Annotated in this window: 19 protein-coding genes; 14 read left to right on the top strand and 5 right to left on the bottom strand. The window is 28.3% G+C overall.

Features of this window, described 5'->3' with window-relative positions; all coding sequences use genetic code 11:
* Positions 1–236 precede the first annotated feature (236 nt).
* From Q6H37_RS16950 to Q6H37_RS16935, 4 genes are all read right to left on the bottom strand, one after another.
* Positions 237–2198: an ABC transporter permease gene (locus tag Q6H37_RS16950; RefSeq protein WP_318734322.1), complete on the bottom strand. Its 1962-nt coding sequence runs from the start codon at positions 2196–2198 to the stop codon at positions 237–239.
* Complete coding sequence (locus Q6H37_RS16945) at positions 2185–2952, bottom strand: ABC transporter ATP-binding protein (protein ID WP_318734319.1); 768 nt, start codon at positions 2950–2952, stop codon at positions 2185–2187. Before Q6H37_RS16945 ends, Q6H37_RS16950 begins: the two co-directional genes overlap by 14 nt.
* 180 nt (positions 2953–3132) lie before the next feature.
* The gene (locus Q6H37_RS16940; protein ID WP_318734316.1) at positions 3133–4185 is read right to left on the bottom strand and encodes a sensor histidine kinase; all 1053 of its coding nucleotides are present in this window, start codon (positions 4183–4185) and stop codon (positions 3133–3135) included.
* Positions 4186–4204: 19 nt separating this feature from the next.
* Entirely contained in the window at positions 4205–4894 is a 690-nt protein-coding gene (locus Q6H37_RS16935; RefSeq protein WP_318734313.1) for a response regulator transcription factor, read from the bottom strand.
* Between the two features lie 124 nt (positions 4895–5018).
* Here Q6H37_RS16935 and Q6H37_RS16930 point away from each other — a divergent pair, with 124 nt between their 5' ends.
* The 3 genes from Q6H37_RS16930 (at position 5019) to Q6H37_RS16920 (ending at position 7180) form a co-directional block, all read left to right on the top strand.
* On the top strand, positions 5019–5429 hold the full coding sequence (locus Q6H37_RS16930; protein WP_318734311.1) for a DUF5391 family protein: 411 nt from the start codon (positions 5019–5021) through the stop codon (positions 5427–5429).
* Positions 5430–5673: 244 nt separating this feature from the next.
* Positions 5674–6219 (top strand): hypothetical protein, encoded by a 546-nt coding sequence (locus Q6H37_RS16925; RefSeq protein ID WP_318734309.1) that lies wholly within the window; start codon positions 5674–5676, stop codon positions 6217–6219.
* A gap of 331 nt (positions 6220–6550) precedes the next feature.
* Positions 6551–7180, top strand: coding sequence for a class I SAM-dependent methyltransferase (locus tag Q6H37_RS16920; RefSeq protein ID WP_318734307.1), 630 nt, complete (start codon positions 6551–6553; stop codon positions 7178–7180).
* Between the two features lie 258 nt (positions 7181–7438).
* On the opposite strand, the gene Q6H37_RS16915 is transcribed toward Q6H37_RS16920, so the two are convergent.
* Positions 7439–9250 (bottom strand): stage V sporulation protein D, encoded by a 1812-nt coding sequence (locus tag Q6H37_RS16915; protein ID WP_412523943.1) that lies wholly within the window; start codon positions 9248–9250, stop codon positions 7439–7441.
* A 553-nt stretch (positions 9251–9803) separates the two neighbouring features.
* Here Q6H37_RS16915 and Q6H37_RS16910 point away from each other — a divergent pair.
* From Q6H37_RS16910 to Q6H37_RS16860, 11 genes are all read left to right on the top strand, one after another.
* On the top strand, positions 9804–10235 hold the full coding sequence (locus tag Q6H37_RS16910) for a hypothetical protein (protein WP_318734303.1): 432 nt from the start codon (positions 9804–9806) through the stop codon (positions 10233–10235).
* 405 nt (positions 10236–10640) lie between these two features.
* Complete coding sequence (locus Q6H37_RS16905) at positions 10641–14024, top strand: DUF4132 domain-containing protein (protein WP_318734300.1); 3384 nt, start codon at positions 10641–10643, stop codon at positions 14022–14024.
* Between the two features lie 499 nt (positions 14025–14523).
* Positions 14524–15012: a GNAT family N-acetyltransferase gene (locus Q6H37_RS16900; protein WP_318734298.1), complete on the top strand. Its 489-nt coding sequence runs from the start codon at positions 14524–14526 to the stop codon at positions 15010–15012.
* 71 nt (positions 15013–15083) lie between these two features.
* Complete coding sequence (locus tag Q6H37_RS16895; protein ID WP_318734295.1) at positions 15084–15500, top strand: hypothetical protein; 417 nt, start codon at positions 15084–15086, stop codon at positions 15498–15500.
* Positions 15501–15565: 65 nt separating this feature from the next.
* A complete protein-coding gene (locus Q6H37_RS16890) occupies positions 15566–16081 on the top strand; it encodes a hypothetical protein (protein WP_318734293.1) in 516 nt (171 codons plus the stop codon).
* 59 nt (positions 16082–16140) lie between these two features.
* The gene (locus Q6H37_RS16885; protein ID WP_318734291.1) at positions 16141–16719 is read left to right on the top strand and encodes a hypothetical protein; all 579 of its coding nucleotides are present in this window, start codon (positions 16141–16143) and stop codon (positions 16717–16719) included.
* Complete coding sequence (locus Q6H37_RS16880; protein WP_318734288.1) at positions 16716–17132, top strand: hypothetical protein; 417 nt, start codon at positions 16716–16718, stop codon at positions 17130–17132. Before Q6H37_RS16885 ends, Q6H37_RS16880 begins: the two co-directional genes overlap by 4 nt.
* Before the next feature lie 42 nt (positions 17133–17174).
* Positions 17175–18014 carry a tetratricopeptide repeat protein gene (locus tag Q6H37_RS16875; protein WP_318734285.1) on the top strand — a complete coding sequence of 280 codons (840 nt, stop codon included), beginning with the start codon at positions 17175–17177 and terminating at the stop codon, positions 18012–18014.
* A 33-nt stretch (positions 18015–18047) separates the two neighbouring features.
* Positions 18048–18665, top strand: a complete 618-nt coding sequence (locus Q6H37_RS16870; protein ID WP_318734283.1) for an SMI1/KNR4 family protein — start codon at positions 18048–18050, stop codon at positions 18663–18665.
* 35 nt (positions 18666–18700) lie between these two features.
* A complete protein-coding gene (locus Q6H37_RS16865) occupies positions 18701–19216 on the top strand; it encodes a hypothetical protein (protein WP_318734281.1) in 516 nt (171 codons plus the stop codon).
* Positions 19217–19292: 76 nt separating this feature from the next.
* Positions 19293–20636, top strand: a complete 1344-nt coding sequence (locus tag Q6H37_RS16860; protein WP_318734278.1) for a hypothetical protein — start codon at positions 19293–19295, stop codon at positions 20634–20636.
* Positions 20637–20738: the final 102 nt, after the last annotated feature.

The raw sequence follows: 20738 nt of genomic DNA, 5'->3' as shown, positions 1-20738 counted from the left end.
TACGCACCTGGATAAGTTCTTCTAAGACTCAGTGACTAAATGTCTAAATTACATTTAACGAGCTTTTGCTAAGGTAAGAGACATTTCTCACAGGCAACTCTATCTGAGTCTAAGAATCACTTGATATTGACATATTATATAATAGAATCTTGTACAAATAATTCTATCATATATAAATAAGATATAGCTTGTCAAATACTAAATTTAAAGTTAGAAAGGTTTTAAATGATTAATTTCTATCTCCAGCTATTTATTTGTCTTACATACATTGATCTTGAAAAGCAAAAGTAAATTGTCTGAAGTAGAAAATAAATTCCTACTATAATCATTAAATAAAGGCTAAGGCTTGTTTGCAGTATATTGCTTAAAGCCTTCATTGCAAAACTAGTATGAATAAAGGATACTGCAAAAGGGAGAAAGAACATTATAAAGCATTGAGTACTTACTATTTTCTTTATTTCATCTATAGGCATTCCCATTTTTTTAAGAGCTGTAAATTCATGCTTATCATTCTGAATTTCATTAAATAGCTTAAAATATATTATGCTGCAGGTTGCTATGAAAAATAATACTGCAATAAAGGTTCCTATAAAGAAAAATGTGGACATAACTTCCATCATTTTAGAAAAGCTTAATACTCTTTCAGAAAAACTGCTTTTCATTTCCTTTGGAACTTTGCTCTTTATATTTGATACTGAATCAACTGCTTTAAGTCCATTTTTTATAGTATAACCATAATAAACTTGAAGATTATCATCCTTAATATCAGCTTTAAGCTTGTTAAAGTCATCATCACTTATTACTGCAGTATTGGAGTTTTTGCTATCTTGATTAATTATTCCACCATTTATTTCATTTTTAAGCTTTAAGTTTAAGGAAGTTCTTTGAGTATTTAATTTTAAATAATTTTTATCAGCAAATAATTCCTTATCCTTAGTTGCAATGACATTATGATAGTGGACAATTACTTCACCATTATTTAATTTAACAGATGGTTTCTTTTGCTCACTTGCTAAAGTATTATAATCGGTGTTGGACATAATATAGAAATCTTTTTTATTGATCAGTTCTTTAAAATTTAAATGTTCATTTGAAGATAAATCATTGTTAGTTGCTTTTATAAGGATAATTTTATTTTTATATTCTATTTCATTTCCATAGGATTTAAAAATTTTTTCTACTTCTTTAGGAGATATTACATTATGTGTATTTAATCCATTTTCAATAAAACTTATGTCTTGTGGGTAGTCTATTACAGTTTGTTTTTGTACAGTTTTTTGAAATGAGTATACACTTGCAGAAGCTGTCAAAGTTACAGCTGAAAGTATTGAAACAGCAAATAGTATTTTTGTATTGTCACTAAGTTTATATATTATTTGAGACAGTGTTATCATATTGATGCCTTTATAAAAGATTTTATTATTATTTTTAAGTTTAGTTGTAATGTATATGCTGAACTGAGAGTATAGCATATAGGTGCCAGTTACTACTACAATTAAAATAGGGAACATAGTGAGTACAATAGTTTGATCTGAAAAAACTGCTAAAATGTATCCAAAGCCAATTAATATTATAGATAAAATTGCCTTCTTACTAGAAAATTTAGGTACTGGCTTTGCAACCCGTGAGCCTTTTAAAAGCTCTATTATATTATTGCTTTTTATCTTATAGCTTGCTTTTAAACAGGTTATTTGAAACAATATTAAAAAACATACTGAAGTTAATATTACTGCTTTAATTGATATTGTAAGAGGAATTTCAGTATTTAAAATCAAAATAGCTGAAATTGACATAAAAAATAACTTAGAAAAAAGAGTACCAAGTATAATTCCTGTGCTTATAGAAAATAAAGAAACAATGAAATTTTCAAAGATAACATAATTTCTTACTTGGCTTTTTGTCAGTCCAAACATTGATAAAAGTCCAAATTCTTTTTCTCTTGATTTTAAAAAACTTGATATGGAATAGTTAGTAAATACAACTGTGAATATAAGTATTACAAACTCACAAAGATAAACTGTTTCTGTCATAATTGATCCAGCTTGCCCCATGTTTTTTAAACTGGAAGCTTTAGGACTTAAAAGAAAGTTTGCAAATATGAAAAATACCATTACTACAAAGGTATTACTTAAATAGTACATTATAAATTTATTTAAATTTCCTTTTATATTTTTAATAGCAATGTTATGCAATGTCATTGTAATGACCTCCTATTAAAGTAAGTGAATCCATGATTTCCTTGAAGAAAGCTTGACGATTACCTCCTTTTACAATTTCTAAAAAGAACCTTCCATCCTTAATCATTATTATTCTTTTACAAAAGCTAGCTGCAAAAGGATCATGAGTAACCATCATTATAGTTGCTTTTCTTTCATTGTTTAAGTTAGTCAAAGATTCCATAACATCCTGAGAAGCTTTAGAATCAAGATTTCCAGTGGGTTCATCTGCAAGTATTATAGATGGATTGTGAATTAGTGCTCTAGCACAAGCGGCTCTTTGCTGCTGACCACCTGAAGTTTCATAGGGTCTTTTATCTAAAATCTTTTTTATATTTAAAAGTGAAGCAATATCATCTGCTTTTTTTTCTATTTCATTAGTATTTGTTTTATTGAGTACTAGTGGAAGTATTATATTTTCCTTTATTGATAAGGAATCTAATAAATTGAAATCTTGAAATATGAATCCAAGTTCCTTTCTCCTAAATAGTGCAGCTTTCTTTTCATCAAGTTTTTCTGGATTAACTCCATTTATGAAAAGCTCTCCTGAAGTTGGAGTATCTATTGTTGCAAGAATATTTAAAAGAGTACTTTTTCCACTTCCAGAAGGACCCATAACTCCTACAAATTCTCCTTCATCTATGCTAATATTAAATTTGTCAAGAGCTTTTACTTGTAAGCTTCCTCTTTTATCACCATAAATTTTACTTATATTTTCAGCTTTTAATACTGACATTAATTATCATTCCTTTCATCTATTAATTTCATGGCTGTTGTTCATAACATTTCCACCATTTTAAATAAGAAATTTTAGAACTGAACTCATGAACTTTATGTATATATTATAAAAAAATTAGAGAAATCAATGTATCGATTTCTCTTTCAAATACAATTTTAATCTTACAATATTGAAAGATTAAAATTTAAACAAGTTTTTACCCTTGAAAAATACAATAGAAAAGGTTGAGCATTTGCCTTCTTCCGATTCTACAAGAATTTCATGACCAAGTTTATCACATATTTTCTTTGCAAGATACATTCCCATGCCTGTAGATTCATCGCTTTTTCTTCCATTTTTACCTGTAAAGAAAGCATTGAACACTCTATTTAAATCTTCTTTTGGTATACCTATTCCTTCATCACTTATGGATAACACAATTCTTGAATTTTCATCTTTGATTTTAAAGGTAATGTACTTGTTGTCCTGAATTTTCAGCTTTGAATATTTTATAGCATTTATAACTATTTGATTTATTACAAAGTAAATCCATTTTTTATCTGTTTCTACTGTTATAGCTGTATCAGCCGTAATTTTAGGAAATACATGGTTCCTTATCAGAGATTTTTTATTGTCATTTAAAACATTTCTAACAATAGATATAATGTTTAAACTTTCTACATTAAAATCCAGATTAAATTCATTAACTCTTGCATTACAAAGCATCATATCAAGACCATGAGATAACTTTTCATTTTCTTCTAAGATACTGTCAAATACAGCTCTATTATCTTCATTTATTTCATCTTGAAGTATGAGGTTCATAACAGATACAGGAGTTTTCATTTGATGTACCCACTTATTTATAAAATTTATGTACTCTTTGTGTGATTCTTCATACTTTATAGTTCTTTCGCTACATATTTTATAGGTTTTAAGCAGGAGCTTTTTAAACATTTCCTGTTCATGAGTGCTGCAACTTCCTATATTAAGTATGTTATCTAAATCTTCCTTTGAATTTAACATTATATTTAGCTGATTATAAAAATGTCTATTTTTTAAGTAATCATATATCAAAAATAATATGAAAAGGATCAGTGAAATTAACCAGGCATAAAGTATGTTATTATTCATAAGTTCAATTTTGTTTATAATTAAAGTAAGATACATTACAAGTATAACTGCAGCAGTGGCTAAAAAGTAAACCACTGCAAAAGGTATTTTATCCTTAAGAAAGTCTTTAAAATTCATTTATTTCACCTGCTTTGTTTTACCAATTTGGTACTATTTTATAACCTTGTCCACGTTTGGTTTCAATTACATTGGTAATTCCAATTTCCTCAAGCCTTTTCCTTACACGAGTCATGTTAACAGACAAAGTGTTGTCATCAACAAAATCTATGTCATTCCATAAAACTTCCAATAAGCTTTCTCTGGAAACAATTTTATTTTCATTTTTAAGAAGAGAATATAGAAGTTGGAATTCCTTTTTACTAAGCTCTACTTTTTTACTTTTATATTCTACTACATTTTGATTTAAATATAAAAAAAGTCCATTTGATTCAAATATTTCACTAAGGCTACTTTCTGAGTAACTTCCATAAACTCTTCTTATAACTCCTTTTATCTTTGCAATGAGTACATCATAGGAAAAAGGTTTGGTTATATAATCATCCCCTCCATTTTCAATGGCCATAACTTGATCCATATCAGAATTTCTAGCAGAAAGAAATATTATAGGAACATTAGATATTGTTCTTATATCTCTGCACCAGTAAAAGCCATCATATAAGGGTAAGTTAATGTCCATGAGAACAAGATGAGGATTGTTTTTTATAAACTCATTTTTTATATTGGAAAAGTCATCTACAGAGCAAGTTTTATATCCGTATTTTTCAAGATGATTTCTTACAAGATTGTCTAATTTTTTATCGTCTTCAATTATCATTATATTGTACATTTGATACACCTCTTAAAGCAATGTAATTTATCTTTTTATTGTATCATAAATAATATAATAAAATTGACAATTTGTTTTCCTGTGGAATAAAATGGATATAGACTTAAGAAGGGAAGTTAATATAATGATAAAACAAAAAAATAAGTTTAAAATTATACTTATAACTTTAGTATCCACAGCGCTTTTTTGTTTACTAGTAGGTATAAGTTCTGTTTCACCACTTGCTAACTCTGGACCTAATGCTAATAAATTTAATTCTATTGGTATGTGGTCATCTATAGGTATTATTTCATTATTTTATATATTACCTTTGATTGTTTATGCATTAGGAGTAGATGTAATGAAATTTGCAATAGCAGTTTTTTTAGCTGTTGGAATGTTGGCAGATTTTTCACTAATAGTACTTATTTTTAACTCATTTACTAAAAATTCATTATATCCATTAATAGGAGCTATTTGTATTACATCATTAATTGTAAATGTTGTTTGGTTTTTTATGGTTTTTTCCTTATCGCCAAAGAAAGACCAATTGTAATTGTATTGCAATGATTTATTACGTTCTATATTCTTTCACTTGCTTTTTTAGCTAATATCTTAGCCAAATTATTGGCATCACTACTAGACCAACTTTTAATTCTTTAGTTTACTATATGGCAGATATTATGTTTCATTGTACCTATAGGGTTAATTAAAAATATGAAAAATGATATTTATGACTAGAAAATAGTGAAATAGTGCAATATATTATAGAAAATCATAAAATGAATGGAGAAAGGTTTATGAAAGATATCATATTAGATGATAGTATAATGGGAAAGCTGGTTTATGAAGGTCATAGTTGGTCTAAGCTTGATTTAATAAAATACAATTTTAATGGAGAAATGAAATCCATAACAATTGAAATTAATATATTAGATGAAAAAGCAACAGAATATGAATTAGGTATAGGAGATTGGAAAAAAGACGATTTTGATGATTATGAATTAAGAAAGTATGAAGAATACAAGGAACAAGTAAAATTTATGTATAAAAGATATATTGTAAAGTTTGAAGAAACTATAAAATTAGTTGAAAAAATTATGAAAAAAGATTATGAGAATTTTATTGAAAAAATACCAAAAAAAGAATCCATGAAAAGAATAGGAAAGGAACATTATGAAAGCATAAGCAAAGATGTCAATAATATTTTTAAATTAATTGAATTAGATAGAGTAATTATATTTGATAAGAGGATTGCAATTATTGGGACATGTGAGTGGTATGTTATTAGAGATTTGAAAATTAATTTATGTCAAGATGGAACATATAATATTACCATATACTGATATTAAAGAAGGCAATGGGAACAGGTTATGAAGTAAGCTAGTGAAAAATATTCTCATAGACAAAATGTAAGTGAAGTTTATGTAAAAAGGCGGATGTGACCGCCTTATTTTAATTAGTTTTACTAATAATTACAGTAGTATCATAAGGTGGTTTATTCTACCACGTGAAAAGGATAAAATTATGGCTATTACTGAACATAATGCTGCTGCAGCACAGGTTATTTTTGAAGCTGCAGATATTTAAAAGATATGTCAAATTAAAACAAAAGAGGCTATCGCATTAAAAAAAGTATATAATAAGTATATGTTTAAAATGGAAAGGTGGAATATTATGAGTGAAATTGCAAAAAGATTAAATCAATGCATGAAACCTAATGGTGAATTAGGAAAGATTGTAGCAGATGATATGAATAAATCACATTTTGAATTAACTGGATGGGGTCTTGAAAAGATAAATATAAATCCTCAGGATATTATATTGGATATTGGCTGCGGAGGAGGAAGAACAGTAAATAGATTGGCATCTATAGCAAAAGAAGGCGAAGTTTTTGGTATAGATTATTCAATGGATTGTGTAAAATGGTCAAAAGATTATAATGAAGAATTGATAAAGGATGGCAGAGTAGAAATTATTCATGCTAGTGTAGAAAAAATTCCTTTTGAAGATAATAAATTTGATGTTATATCTGCAGTAGAAACTATTTATTTTTGGCCTGATCTGCTTCAAAATCTTAAAGAAGTAAAAAGAGTTTTAAAGCCTTCAGGAAAGCTTGTTATAATATGTGAAATGTATTCTAGTGAAAAATTTAAAGAGAGAAACGATGAATGTGTTTCTGCATCGAATATGAAAATATATACGCCTGAAGAACTTAAAGACATAGTAAAAGTGGCTGGCTACAGCGACATAAAAATAGATTTGGTAGAAGAAAAAAATTGGCTTTGCTGTATAGGTGAAAAATAAAATGATTTCAAGATATTATTGAAAAACAAGTTATACATTCCTTTAGAAGTAATTTGATTTAATATTTTCATTGTATTATAAATGTTATAATACGATTAATTTGTCTTTAAGTGAATTGTGAATAAGAAAAGTATAGTTATTATGTGGTTCTTAGATTCAGGGGGAGGTTGCTTGTGAGAAATACCTCTTCCCTGAGCAGAATTAAATACATTCAGCTTGTTATGGATTTTGAAAATTAAGCAGTTCATTTAATATATATTAATTAGTAGATTTACCTAATGATAGCTGGCCTTTCATTATCATATAATTAAAGATTTGGCTAAAAAGATCTTTAGCTACTGGTGCTGATACTTCAGAAGCATAATATCTTGATGGATCAGGTTCGTCTACTGAAACAAGTAAAGTAATTTTAGGATTATCTACAGGAGCCATACCAGCGAAGGAAGAAAAGTACTTATTATTTTCATAACCGCCGCCCTTGGGGTTTGCCTTTTGAGCAGTTCCAGTTTTACCTGCAATATGATAACCTTCAATAAAAGCATTGTTTCCAACTCCATGAGGATCACTTACTACTTTCTCTAAATAAGGTTTTAATGTAGCAACAGAATTAGTGTCAAGAATTGCTTTTTTACCAAAGTCATTAAAAGTTTTGTCCACAATTTTATTATTATTTCCATCTGTATGAGATATTTGCTTCATAATGTGAGGTCTTATCCATGTACCACCATTTGCTATAGAGTTAAAAGCCGCTAAATATTGGACTGAAGTAGCAGAAAGACCTTGTCCAAAAGCTAGGCTGGATAAGTCAAAATTATTTAATGTATCAGGATTTTTAACTATTCCAGTAGATTCTCCTGGTAAATCAATACCAGTTTTTTTACCAAATCCAAATAAGGATACATAGTAGCCTAAACGTCTTTTACCTAATTGTTGTCCTAGTTTCGCGAATCCTACATTACAGGAATTTTTAATTATGTCTCCAAAGCTTTCTGTGCCGTGACCATCTAGATTCCAGCAATGAATAGGACTTCCATCTACATTTAAACTTCCATTACAATAAAAAGTACTGTTATCAGTTGCTACATTTTCTTTTATTGCTGCATAGGAAGTAATTACTTTAAATATAGAACCAGGTTCAAAAGCATTTTGAACAGCATTATTTTTTACAATGTCATCAATGGATTTTGGAGTTTTCTCTTTTAGGTTTTTAGCTGGACTGTTTGGATCAAAATCTGGCTTACTTACCATGGCTAATATTTCACCATTTTTAGGATTCATTACAGTTATAGTAACTGATTTAGCCTTACTATCAGTTAAAGCCTTTTGAGCAGCTTTTTCAGCAATAGATTGAATGTTTGCATCAATAGTTAAAACAATATCTTTACCATTAACAGGAGGTTTATAGTCTGAATTACCATAAGGTAATTGAGAACTGTTTCTATTATCTGTTTCATAGGTAGTACGTCCAGGAGTTCCAGATAGTTCTTTATTGTAATTTAACTCTACACCAGAAACACCTTTGCCTTCTAAATTTACATAACCAAGTACTGAAGCTAAGAAATTATTATTTGGATAATACCTTTTGGCATCAGAGGATATAATAAGACCATTGATCTTTAATTCATTGATCTTATCTACCTGTGTTTTATCAATACCTCTTGCTAGAATAGCAAATTTTATTGGAATTCCATCAGGTGAAGTATTGTTTAAAACGGTGGATATTTTATCAGTTGTTATATTTAGTATAGGGGATAATTTAGCAGCAAGTTGTTCTATGCTCATTTTTTTATTTACTAAAGTTTCTCTTAATGTAGACATATCAAGATCCACTCTATAAGCATTTATACTTACAGCTATTTCCATGTCATTGCAATCTAATATTTTTCCTCTTGTAGCAGGAATTTCAAAATCTTTTGTCCATTGGTCTAAAGCTAGGGACTTATAAACTGGAGACTTAATCTTCATGATATAAAAAAACCTTCCTATAAAGATTGAAAATATAAAAATTATCATAACTAATATAAAAAATAATTTTTGGGGTGAATTATTTTTTACCTTTTGTACCAAAATAGTTACCTCCTTTTTAAATGATGACTTAGGGCAATAAGTGTAATTCTATAAGACTATTATAAAATATAATTCACAAAAAACATACAATAGTAATCAAAAATGTTAAGTATTTACACAGTATCATCGTAAAATTAAACTATTTTTAAAAATAAAGTTCTAAAATTGACAATACAATAATCTTTTTGGTAATGTTTATGTGTAAATGATAATATGAGTAAGAACTACTTAATAGAAAGGAAGTGAGCTTAAAATTGAAAAAGAAATTATTGATTTTCACAACCATAATAATACTTATTTTTTTAGGAAATAAAATTTACATAAGTTTAAAAGACAAAGTTAATTCAGACATGATTACAAAATTAACAGGACAAATTTATTACACAAAAAGAGTAGAGGGGATATTAAACTTGTATAAATTCGATACTAATTCACAAAAAGAGCAACTTGTATATAGCGCCATAAAGGTAAAGGTAAGCTTATAGGTGGAGGATATAATGACAATATCATTGATTTTTACTATGACATAAAAAGTGGAAATATAAATTTTGCAGCTATGAATAGTGGGGAGTGGAGTTTATTTTCTATTAAAAAGGGTGATAAGGATGCTAAGTATATAAGCAAATTAGGTTTGGAAAGTTCTAATCAGTTAACAATGATTGACACTGATTATATAAAAAATGAAGTTGCTGGTGTAAAGGCTATTAAAAAGAAGGGTTCTGTTTATATAGAGAAAGATGGACAAGAAAAATGTTTACTAAAATTTAATGGAATATATGATGAAAAGTTTACAGGTTATTCACCTATTGGTTTTTCTCCAAATGGAAAGTATTTGGTATATTTTTCTATGGAGCATCTAACTCCTATTGGAACCTTTATAGAGGGACTTACTAAAGGGAATATTGGTAAAACTTATATTATGGATATGGAAACAGGGAAAAGTACCAGGTTTATTGATTCACAGCGTATTCAGTGGATTATGAATTAGAAGACACCTTAGAACAATTTAAAATCTAGTATTGAGAAAAAAGCTCATAGAAATTGGTTGAGCCAATTGAAGCGCTATTTGGAAACAGAAGGTTTAATAAAGGATATTTATTGATATTTAATTTTAATGAAAATAAACAATATGTATATAATGAATATTGTGCGGCAGATAAGAATATATTTGAAGTTGTTGTTTAATGGATAGGCTTTTGAGTCTATCTATTTTTTACAAAAAAGTATAGTGAAATTTCGCTTTGTTGATAGAAGAGTAATAAAAGCATCCTAAAATTTTTTAAGATTATTTGCCGAATCCAAGTCTAATATAAAAAAAGTGTGGTATTTTTGGTAAAATATAATTAAAATTATTACATATGGGAGTAAACCCAAATAGGAAAGGTAGATACGTATGGAAGAATTATTAAATTTATTAAGAGTTAAACTTTGTAATTGTACTTTAGAAAAGGAAGAAATAATTAAACTTAAGGAATATATTGAAAATGGTGATGATACTTTAGATTTAAATAAAATTCATAAGTATAACATGGAAAATACATTAAGAGGAAATTATAATATAAGGCAGGATTTTTGGAAATTAGTAGATAGATTTATGGATAATGAAGAAGTCTTTAAGAGAATTTTAAAGGTGTTTTGGACCATAGGTCAGGAAAGCTTTTTTAAAATAGTATATAATAGATTCTTTTCTATTCCTAAATTTGCTAATTATTTAAAACCTATGGATAACAAAGAAAGAATATTAGTGTGGCTTATAAGAACTTGTCCAAATTCTATAGACATAATAATCCCAATTGTTGAAGAAATGATAGATGAAGATATAGAAATACTTTCAAAGGCTTTTTTAGAAACAGAAGATGACTTTGTGAAGGTAATTTTAGCTGCTTTTGCTATTAAAAATTCTTGTGAGCTTCCTGAAGATGGAGAAAAATTTATAAAACATCATTTAGAAAATGCAGATGATATAAACAAGTATTTAAGAGATAAACAAACAGCTATAATCCAAATTTTAGTCTATACACGCAGTAAGAGTGAGATATTACGAGAAGTTGTTAGAGATGCAGTTAATAACAGTACTAATAGAAGAATGCTTTTTGATGAATTAGTAACTTTTATCTTTTCTTATGATAATAAGATTAAAAGTTATGATATTGCAAAAAAGTTTGATATTGATAAGAAATTATATGTACTTAGGTTAATAAATTTATATATTGAAGAAGAAAATAATAAATTACTTAAAGAGATAGAACAGAGAATAAAAGAAATGCCATCAATTTTTAGAGAGAGTTTGGAATTTGTTAGTAAAAGAAGAATGGGTAAGACTAAATTTCAAGACCTTGAAGCTTTTACGCTTGCTCTAGTTATATATAAAAATTCAAAGGAAGATGAAGATTTAAATCAAGCTAAGAAATTTATAGAAAATATTTTAAGCGGATATATATTTAGCTTTAAAGGTTTTGATTTAGTATTACGTAAAGAAAGAGCTAAGATTTTACAATATGTAATGGATGGTAAAGATAAAGAGTGTATAGATAATTATATTTCTAGAGTAGACAAAAGTTCAATTGAAGGTTCAATGTGGCGCTATCATAATATTTGTTTTAAATTAATTTATTCTATAGATGAAACTAGAGAAATTATATATAGATTTTTATATCTAGTACTTAATACTGAAAAATATGGTTTAGCATCTTCGATTATATACAATATAGTAGAAAGTCAATCTATGAGTTATACAAACTTTGCTAAAAAGCTTTCAGAGAGAGGCATAAGTGAAAGACATTTGATTCTTGTTGCTGATTCAACTTTAAATTCAAAAGCCAGGCAATATTTAAGAGAGCTGTGTAATGAAGGAAATACAGAGCTTATAAATACTATAGATAGTTTAAGTATTGCAAAAGAGTTTGTGCTTGAAGGTTTATTTAATGTAGATAGGGAAAAGTATTCTCATATTTTAGTAAAAAGTTTATCAGATGATTCAAAGCTTATTAGGGATAAAGCAGTGAATCTTCTTAGCACTTATGAAGGTTGTAAAGAAAAGGTATTAGAAAATTTTAAAAGTAGAAAAACTGCAGTAAGAGAGGCTGCTGCAAGAATTTTAATAAACTTTGATATGAGAAATTTTACAGACGAGCTTGAAAAATTTGCAGAGAAAGAGAAAAATCAAAAAATCAAGGTATTGATATTAAATATTATAAATAGAGACTATTTAGATGATAAAATACTTGAAAATGCAGAAAGTATAAGCAATTACTGCAGTGAAAGATTGAAAAAAACTGCTTATAATGCTCCAGAGTGGATTTCTGTAAGCACATTTCCAGAGGTAATGTATGAAGATGGAAAAGTGATATCAAAAGATGTATTAATTTATTTAATAAGCAAATATTCCCTGGAAAATATTGTTGAGAAAAACCTTGCTGCTGAAAGGGTAATTGAAAAGTGTAACAAACAGGATTTAGATACAATGGGATTGGAAATTTTAAGTAATTGGGTTAGTGATGGTGCAGATACGAAAAAGAAGTGGATTTTATCCTTAATTTCAGCTGTAGGAGGATTCAATGTAGTAAATGCCTTAAAAGATCAAATAGATATTTGGTCTAAAAGTGCTAGAGGTGCTATTGCTTGTGAGGCTATAAAAGCTTTGGCATTAAATGGCAGTGATGAAGCTTTAATGATTTTAGATACTATATCAAGAAAGTTTAAGCATAAGCAAATTAAAAAAGCAGCTGGAGAAGCCTTTATTTCTGCAGCAAAGATGCTTAAATTAACAGAAGAGGATTTAGCAGATAAAATAATACCTGATCTAGATTTTAATGTAAGAGGAGAAAGAGTATTTGATTATGGAAGTAGAAGTTTTACAGTAACCTTGGGAGTAGACTTTTCATTAAAAATTGAAGATAATAATGGAAAAACAATGAAGAACTTACCAAAGCCAGGTAAAGCTGACGATGAATTAAGATCTAAAGAAGCTTTATCAGAGTTTAAAGCAGTGAAAAAACAAATTAAAACTGTAGTTTCAACTCAAACTTTAAGATTGGAAATGGCTCTTTCTTCAAATAGATTGTGGAGTAAAAAAGCCTGGGAAAAGTTATTTGTTAGAAATCCTATTATGCATAATTTTTCTCTTGGTTTAGTATGGGGAGTTTACGAAGATGGAAAGTTAAAAGATACTTTTAGATATATGGAAGATGGCAGTTTTAATACAATGGATGAAGAAGAATATGAATTATTAGAAGAAGTTCATATAGGTCTTGTGCACCCTTTAGAAATGGATAATTATACCTTAGAAGGCTGGAAACATCAGTTTGAGGATTATGAAATAGTACAACCCTTCCCTCAACTTCAAAGAAAGATTTACAGGATAACTGAAGAAGAAAGGAAAATGAAAGGTATAGAACGTTTTGCAGGTACTAAAATTAATGGACTTTCATTAGTTGGCAAACTTACTAAAATGGGATGGTATAGGGGTTCTGTGCAAGATGGAGGATGCTATTACCAGTTTTATAAAGAAGATGAAAAAGTTGGTATTGGAGCAGAACTTGAATTTAATTATCTTGGTGTTGGATATGAAAATGAAGAAACTACGATTTATGAATTGATTTTTTACAAAGCTAGTACAGTGGAAAGAGGAAGTTATGTTTATGATGAAGTAACAGAAGAAAATACTGTTTTACCATCAAAGGTACCAGAAAGATTTTTTAGTGAGATACTTTATGATGTGGATAGAGCTTTAGAAGCTAAAACTGGTTTTGCAGCTAACTGGAGACTGGATCGTTAAAGCATTGGGTGTGTAATGACATAAGCACATTGCGACACAAGCGAATGTAAGCGAAGTAACTTTCAACTGTATTCCGGCTGATATATGCTGTGAAGGAAAACTCACTTCATTAAGAAGTTCTAATCTTCCTTCACAGCATATATCAGTCTCCATACAGTTAAAAGTTACTTCTTAGTACATTACGTGTACACATAATGCTATGTATAAATATAATTTTAGATTACCAACATTACATATAACAATAAATTAGATGTGTACACTTGAAGTTAAAATTCAAACTTCAACTGCACCCTTATGTCGTATTATTTTTAAACAGTGAAATTTGGGATGATTTTCAAAATAGATAAACAAAAGGAAAAAAGAACTTGATGTGAGAACTTATGTTTGCTAAAATGTATTTAAGAAAGTGGAAAAATTATGTTAAATGATACAATGATATTTTATATTGGAAGTATGTGTATTTTGTCGTTGTTTAGGTATAAAGGAAAGGAAGATTAGTATGGAGATTAAAATTAGACAGGTATCTATAGATGATTTAAATGAGATAGCAGAAGTGGAGAGTATTTGCTTTCCAAAAGCAGAAGCAGCTGCGAAAGAGTCTTTTAAGCAGCGTATACAAACATTTCCAGAAAGCTTTTTTGTGGCAGAAGTAAATGATAAAATAATCGGATTTGTTAATGGATGTATTATAAATGAAACTGTTATATGTGATGAGCTTTTTGAAGATTCTAGACTTCATGTTCCAAATGGACACTATCAAACTATTTTTGGACTGGATGTAATACCAGATTATCGTAATCAGGGAATTGCAGCTAAATTGATGAATCATATGATAGAAACAGCAAGATCATCAGGCCGAAAAGGAGTTATTTTAACTTGTAAGGAAAGGCTTATTCATTATTACATGAAGTTTGGATATAAAAATAAAGGAGTATCTAAATCAGTTCATGGTGGTGCAAAATGGTATGACATGATTTTAGAATTTTAGTTTTGATATAGAATGGTGCGTAATGGAATTTAGAGAATTATATTTATAATAATGTTTTGGGGGGATAGTATTTGCTAGAAATAAAAGACTTTATAAGAAATGATGAAGAAACGGATGATAGATACATTTGTTTTAATGTAAATAAATGTGTGGAAATTTTTAATGAATCGATTGAAAATATTGAGGAATTAAGAATAAATATTAAAAATGAAATTTTCTTAGAAAATGTAATATCTCTTATAAATTCTTATCTGAAATGGTTAAATCAATGTGAGGCAGTATTAAAGACATATTATGAAGGTGAACTTGGAGAAAAGGTTTATGAGGAATGGTTTAATGATATAGAAGTTTATAGTACAGATATAACATTTAATTCATCTCAGGATTATGGTGCAACAATTTATTGTGGTGATCAAGTTATTAGAGATCATATTTTAGAAGTAGATTTCAATCAAATGAACATTGAGGCTATTAGGCTAAATGGATGATTTAATTTGATAAAAGGAAGTTTTGACTGTGAAAATATATATTTGTAATAAGTGGAGGATGAGGGATGTTAAGAAAAGAATTGCAGCCACCTAAAATTAATAATGAGTTAGTAGAGGAATTAAAGAAGCTTATTGGGGAAATTTCTAACTTATCTGAACAATATTATGAAGAATACTATGAGAAAAATGAAAAGACAATTTTAAATGATAAAATAGATGAACTTAATTCAAAAGTTCATAAAAAATATGAGCCTATAGATTTTCAAAATTATATGGGAGCTATGTCTCTTGAGGAATTTGCTAAGGAAATATCTTTACCTAATCCACCAGTAGTCAGTGATATAACAGTTGAAGAAACAGCTAAAATAATAGAAATGATTATTGAACTTAAATCGCCAGATGGAATTGAAGAAGTAGAGAACTATATATGCTATTACATAGAATTATTAGAAAAAAGTATTCATCATAACAATATTTCAGATTTAATATATTGGTATGATGTGGAGGAATATGGACATGAGCCAAGTGCAAGAGAAATTGCTGAGAAGGCTTTTGAAACAAGAGAAATTAGAAATTTATAAGGGGAAAATACATGATTAAAAAGTACACAATAGAGTTTATTTAAGAAAGGAAAAAAATTATGAGAAACATTATCATGAGTTTAAATCTTCCACAAGAAACAAAGGACTTTTTATGTAAAACAAAAATTGAAGAAGATGAATTTTATGATATTAATATTAACTTCTTTAATAAGGAACATGGATTTTTATGTGATGTGGTTGAGTGGACAAAGATAAATGATAGTACAGTAACAAGGTTAGATGAAAAATTTGTATCAGAATTTTTAAAAGATCTTGAAAAATTCATATCATATTATGTTGTTGCAGACAACTTAGATAGTGGTAATTTGATAGCGATACAGGAAGTTACAGGAGAAATTTATGAACTTGAACATGAAGTTATAGAAGAAGTTGTAACATATTTTGTTAATTCTTCTTTTTCTAAAATGTATGAAAGCATGAAATATTTTAAGAAAATGAAAAACAAAGTTTTAAAACTTATAGAAGAAGAAAAGGTAGAAGAAATTGAAGCGTTGTTTGAAAAGGCCCGAAAGGAATTTAGTTTGATAGATAGCAAAGTAGTTATTGATTATGATGAAGACAATATACAATTTTGGAATGGAGTATTAGAAAGTTTTAGAGAGTGGTGTTTAGAGTGAAGAAAGACCTTTTAGAAAAAATAGAAAAGCAAGGTGGTTTTAAACCTCCATATAGTAGAGATATTTTAGTTTCTATAGAAGATTTTTTTGAAGGTAACAATGCAGCAGGGTCATTTGCTGCTAATGCATGTACTGAAAATCTAGATGTACATGAATTTTATGAAATATTAAAAGACATAAAGCTAAAGGAAAATGTTTTCGAGGTTTGGATAGTAATTTGTGATATAGATGAGGAGTGGCCATATTCTGATACCATATATATTTCTACTACTGCAAATGAAGATGATATATACAAATGGTTTGGAGATGGATTTCCAAGCGAAGTATGGCAAGTTGATTGTAAAGAATGTGCATTGATACAAACATCGGAATTAAAAAATGGATTCAGAGTATTTGGAGTTTGGTGGGATTAACGTTGTGGAAAATTTTGGAGACAAAAATTCAGGAGGACAATAATGGATAAAAACACAGAGAGTGTAGTAGAAAAAGGATTAGAATTTTTAAATAATGGAGATTATGAAAAAGCAGAACCATATTTTAATAAGGTTTTAAATATAGATAACAGTTATGCTGAAGGCTATTATTTTAGAGGTTACTGTTATGTAAAAATGAAGGAGTATGAAAAAGCTTTGATAGACTTAGATAAATCTATAAAGCTAGATCCAAGTGATTGGAGAGCTACTTCTTTTAGAAATAAGTACATATCTTTGTTTAAAAGCAATAGTTGCAAATCTGAGTTAAGTAAGAATTTAAGTATTGAAAATCTAGATATTAAAGTTGAAGATTTTAAAATAAATAATAATATAGGTTCAGCTGAATGTGATGTTAATACTGTAATTTGGGACAACTATATGTCAGTATCCTTGAAAATAAGCCTTAAAGATGAGGATACTTTTGATGATGATAAGATAAAAAACTACATTGATGAATTTAAAAAGTATTTGACATGGCTTGAAAATAATAAAAAATCAGTTTTTGATGCTCTTGTGGAGGATGATATGATTGGACTTGCAGAAGAGTGGGCAGAAAGTTCAGATGAGGAGATAATTGATGGAGAAAAAGTGTATGTAGATGGTGAGGACATTTTTAGATTACCAATTAGTAAAGAAGAATTTTTTCAATCCTTATACTTTAACAGCATGTCAATAAGAATAGATGAAGATAAGGAAATAATGGATTCTAGAATAATGATAGAAGCATTTATAGATACAAAACCAGATTATTTTGCAGGTCATTCAATGGAAGTTACAATAACAGATGACTATAAAATATCAGTTAATGGACTAGCTGGGTAAAACATAAGAAAAAGTAATTTTACGAGGTGGAAAATGATTAAAGAAGAAAAGGAAGTTATAAAAAAGTACTTTGAAATCTTAAATAAAAATCATCCCGAAAAATTTGAAATAGGAGAAATGTTTGATGATGATGGAGAAACTATTGTTCCAGAAAATATGAAGGATAACAATGATGAAAACAAATGGATGCTGCTAGAATCAAATGTGTCAGAAGAAGATATTCTTAAATTAGAAGAGAAATTCAATGTAAAATTACCAACTCTATATAAAGCATTTCTTTCTACATATTTTCATATATTTGAAGAACTAGATGGAGTTCTGGATGATTTTCATTGTGAGGATGGCAAGGAGGTTTATGTTGATATTCTTGATCAACCATCAAATAAGCCGTTTCAGGTTATAGAAAATGTTTATAAAGGATGCGAAGAGATAATAGAATTTGGATATATACCAATAGGAGATTTTAACGGATGGGGTCCTCTTTGTTTTGATACACATAATAACTATAAGCTTGTATGGCTTGATCACGAAGAATACTATGGTTGTGAAACTAGAGAAGAGTTAGAAGAATTAGGAGAAACAATTTTTGGTGATTTTAAAGAATTTATGGATTGTTTTTTTGCTGGAGTTACACATAAATGTGGAATGTAAAGAGCTAAAAGATTTAATATAGGAGGACAAATTATATGAATAAGGAAAAAATTAATTTTGATATAAACCTTTCAATAGATGGAATGGGTATAGTTTTTTATTCTGATGGAGCAGTTAAAAATATTAAAGAAGGAGAAGATTTCTTTGAAAATGAATATGCAAAACCAGATCAAGTAGCAAAACACATAAAAAAAGGTGATATTGTTGGCTTTTGTACAGGTAGTGGAGGGGACTATATATTAAAATTTAGGGAGGGTTATCCAAGTGATGAAATTGATGAGCAGTATCCAATTAGTATTCGTTTAGCTATTGTAATAGATGGAGGGGGGCTGTGCATGATAGATTTGTTTTGGCTCTCGGACTGGGATTCAGAATGTCCAGAGGATCAGCAAATCAAGTTAGAAAATGGAATATATCATATTACTTTAAATACAAAGCTGCCAGAGTCGGGAATTTATGGTGATGATCAAGAAATATATGTATATTTAAATAAAGTAGATGAAATGCCTGAATTAATGTGGCAGGGAGTTCCACAACTCTTTAAAGAATAAACCCAAATTTTCTTAATGATATTATTTAGTTTTCTCATTAATATGGTTGTGGAATATGGGAAAAGGGAGATAAAAGATGATTAAAAATTATCTGGAAAAAATTCAGTTTAATATATATGGGCAGGATTCGGTATATAATGGTTCTTCAATTAAAGAAATAGAAGAATGTGAGAAAAGACTAGGCTTATTAATACCAATCCCATTAAAAGAACTGTATGAAGTTTTTGGGAAAGACAAGAAAATTTTAAATGCTTGTAATTCGTTTTTATCGTTAGAAGATTTACAAATAATAGATGGATTAATTGTGTTTAATGAATTGATAGATAAATCTAGAAAATATGGAGCTTTAATAGAGGATTCAAATAAAGAAGATCCAAAGGTTAAGCTGCAGCAAGAAAATGATGCCTCTTGGTATTTTGAAGCTAGAAACTTATCTGAATACATATTAAATAATATATTTTGGCATGGAGTTAACTTAATGAAATTTAGTACCAAGATAAAAATTAAAGAAGAAAACTTAGAGAGGAATCTTCAAGATATTTTATATAAAATAAGCGACGAACGAAAGTTTTCAAGAGGAACAAAGTATAGTTATTACGATAAAGAAGAAAAGGTTATGGCTGCGTATCTTCATTATGAACAATTATTAATCTTAGGGGCTAATGACAAAAGTAAATTGCAAGAAGTAGAATGCAATATAAAGGTAAGACTTGGAGACATTAAAGACGATTTAGCAAAAGATAGTATTTCCAATAAAACTAAGTCAAATGTGAAAAATAGAATGAAATTGTTAAAGAAAGCTTTAGATAGCATTGACCAAGTAATATCAAATAGTGAAAAGGTTGATAAAAATGAAGTTAATAGGTCGATAAGTTTAATTGAAAACAAATTAAATATAAAGTTACCTGAAGCATTAAGAGAATTTTATCTTCGATATAGTAAAAATACATACATGCTAAATGGCTTTTACATATTTAAAAGTCTTAACGAACTTGCAATAGAAGATGAAATTTTGGAAATAGGCTGTTCAAATGAACAGGTTGAAAAGTATGGAATTTATGTGAATGACTTAAGCAATGAAGTTATAAATGTAAATGTTAAAGAAAGTAATGATATATATAATTGGTCAATTTATGAAGAATTGACTAAGTATATTGTCAATTCTGTAGTGTTTCAAGTTATAAATGTTCTTGAAGCAAGTGCGGTATTGGAGAACTCAGAGATAGTATTAAAGGAATATTTTATGCCTCTAAATTATGGAGAAGAGAAAGATAACAAGCGTATTAGTTACATATCAAATGATGGCCATATATTGGCTTTACATTTCATCGATGAAAACATCATATATTTTGGAGCAGCTAAAGATGAAGTATTAAATGAATTTGAGGAAAAAGTAGAAATAGATTTTGATTGGTTGTAGGCAAGACGCTATTTTGAAGCCTTGGGAATAGATGGTTGTTATGTATAATATTTCTCGGACTATCATATGGCATAATCAAAAGTTAAGCAGTGAGGAGAAAAA

This window comes from Clostridium sp. JS66, from assembly GCF_033561535.1.
Classification (GTDB): domain Bacteria; phylum Bacillota; class Clostridia; order Clostridiales; family Clostridiaceae; genus Clostridium_AM; species Clostridium_AM carboxidivorans.
The sequence above is the reverse complement of the archived record's forward strand: the minus strand, read 5'-3'. Positions and strand labels throughout refer to the sequence as shown.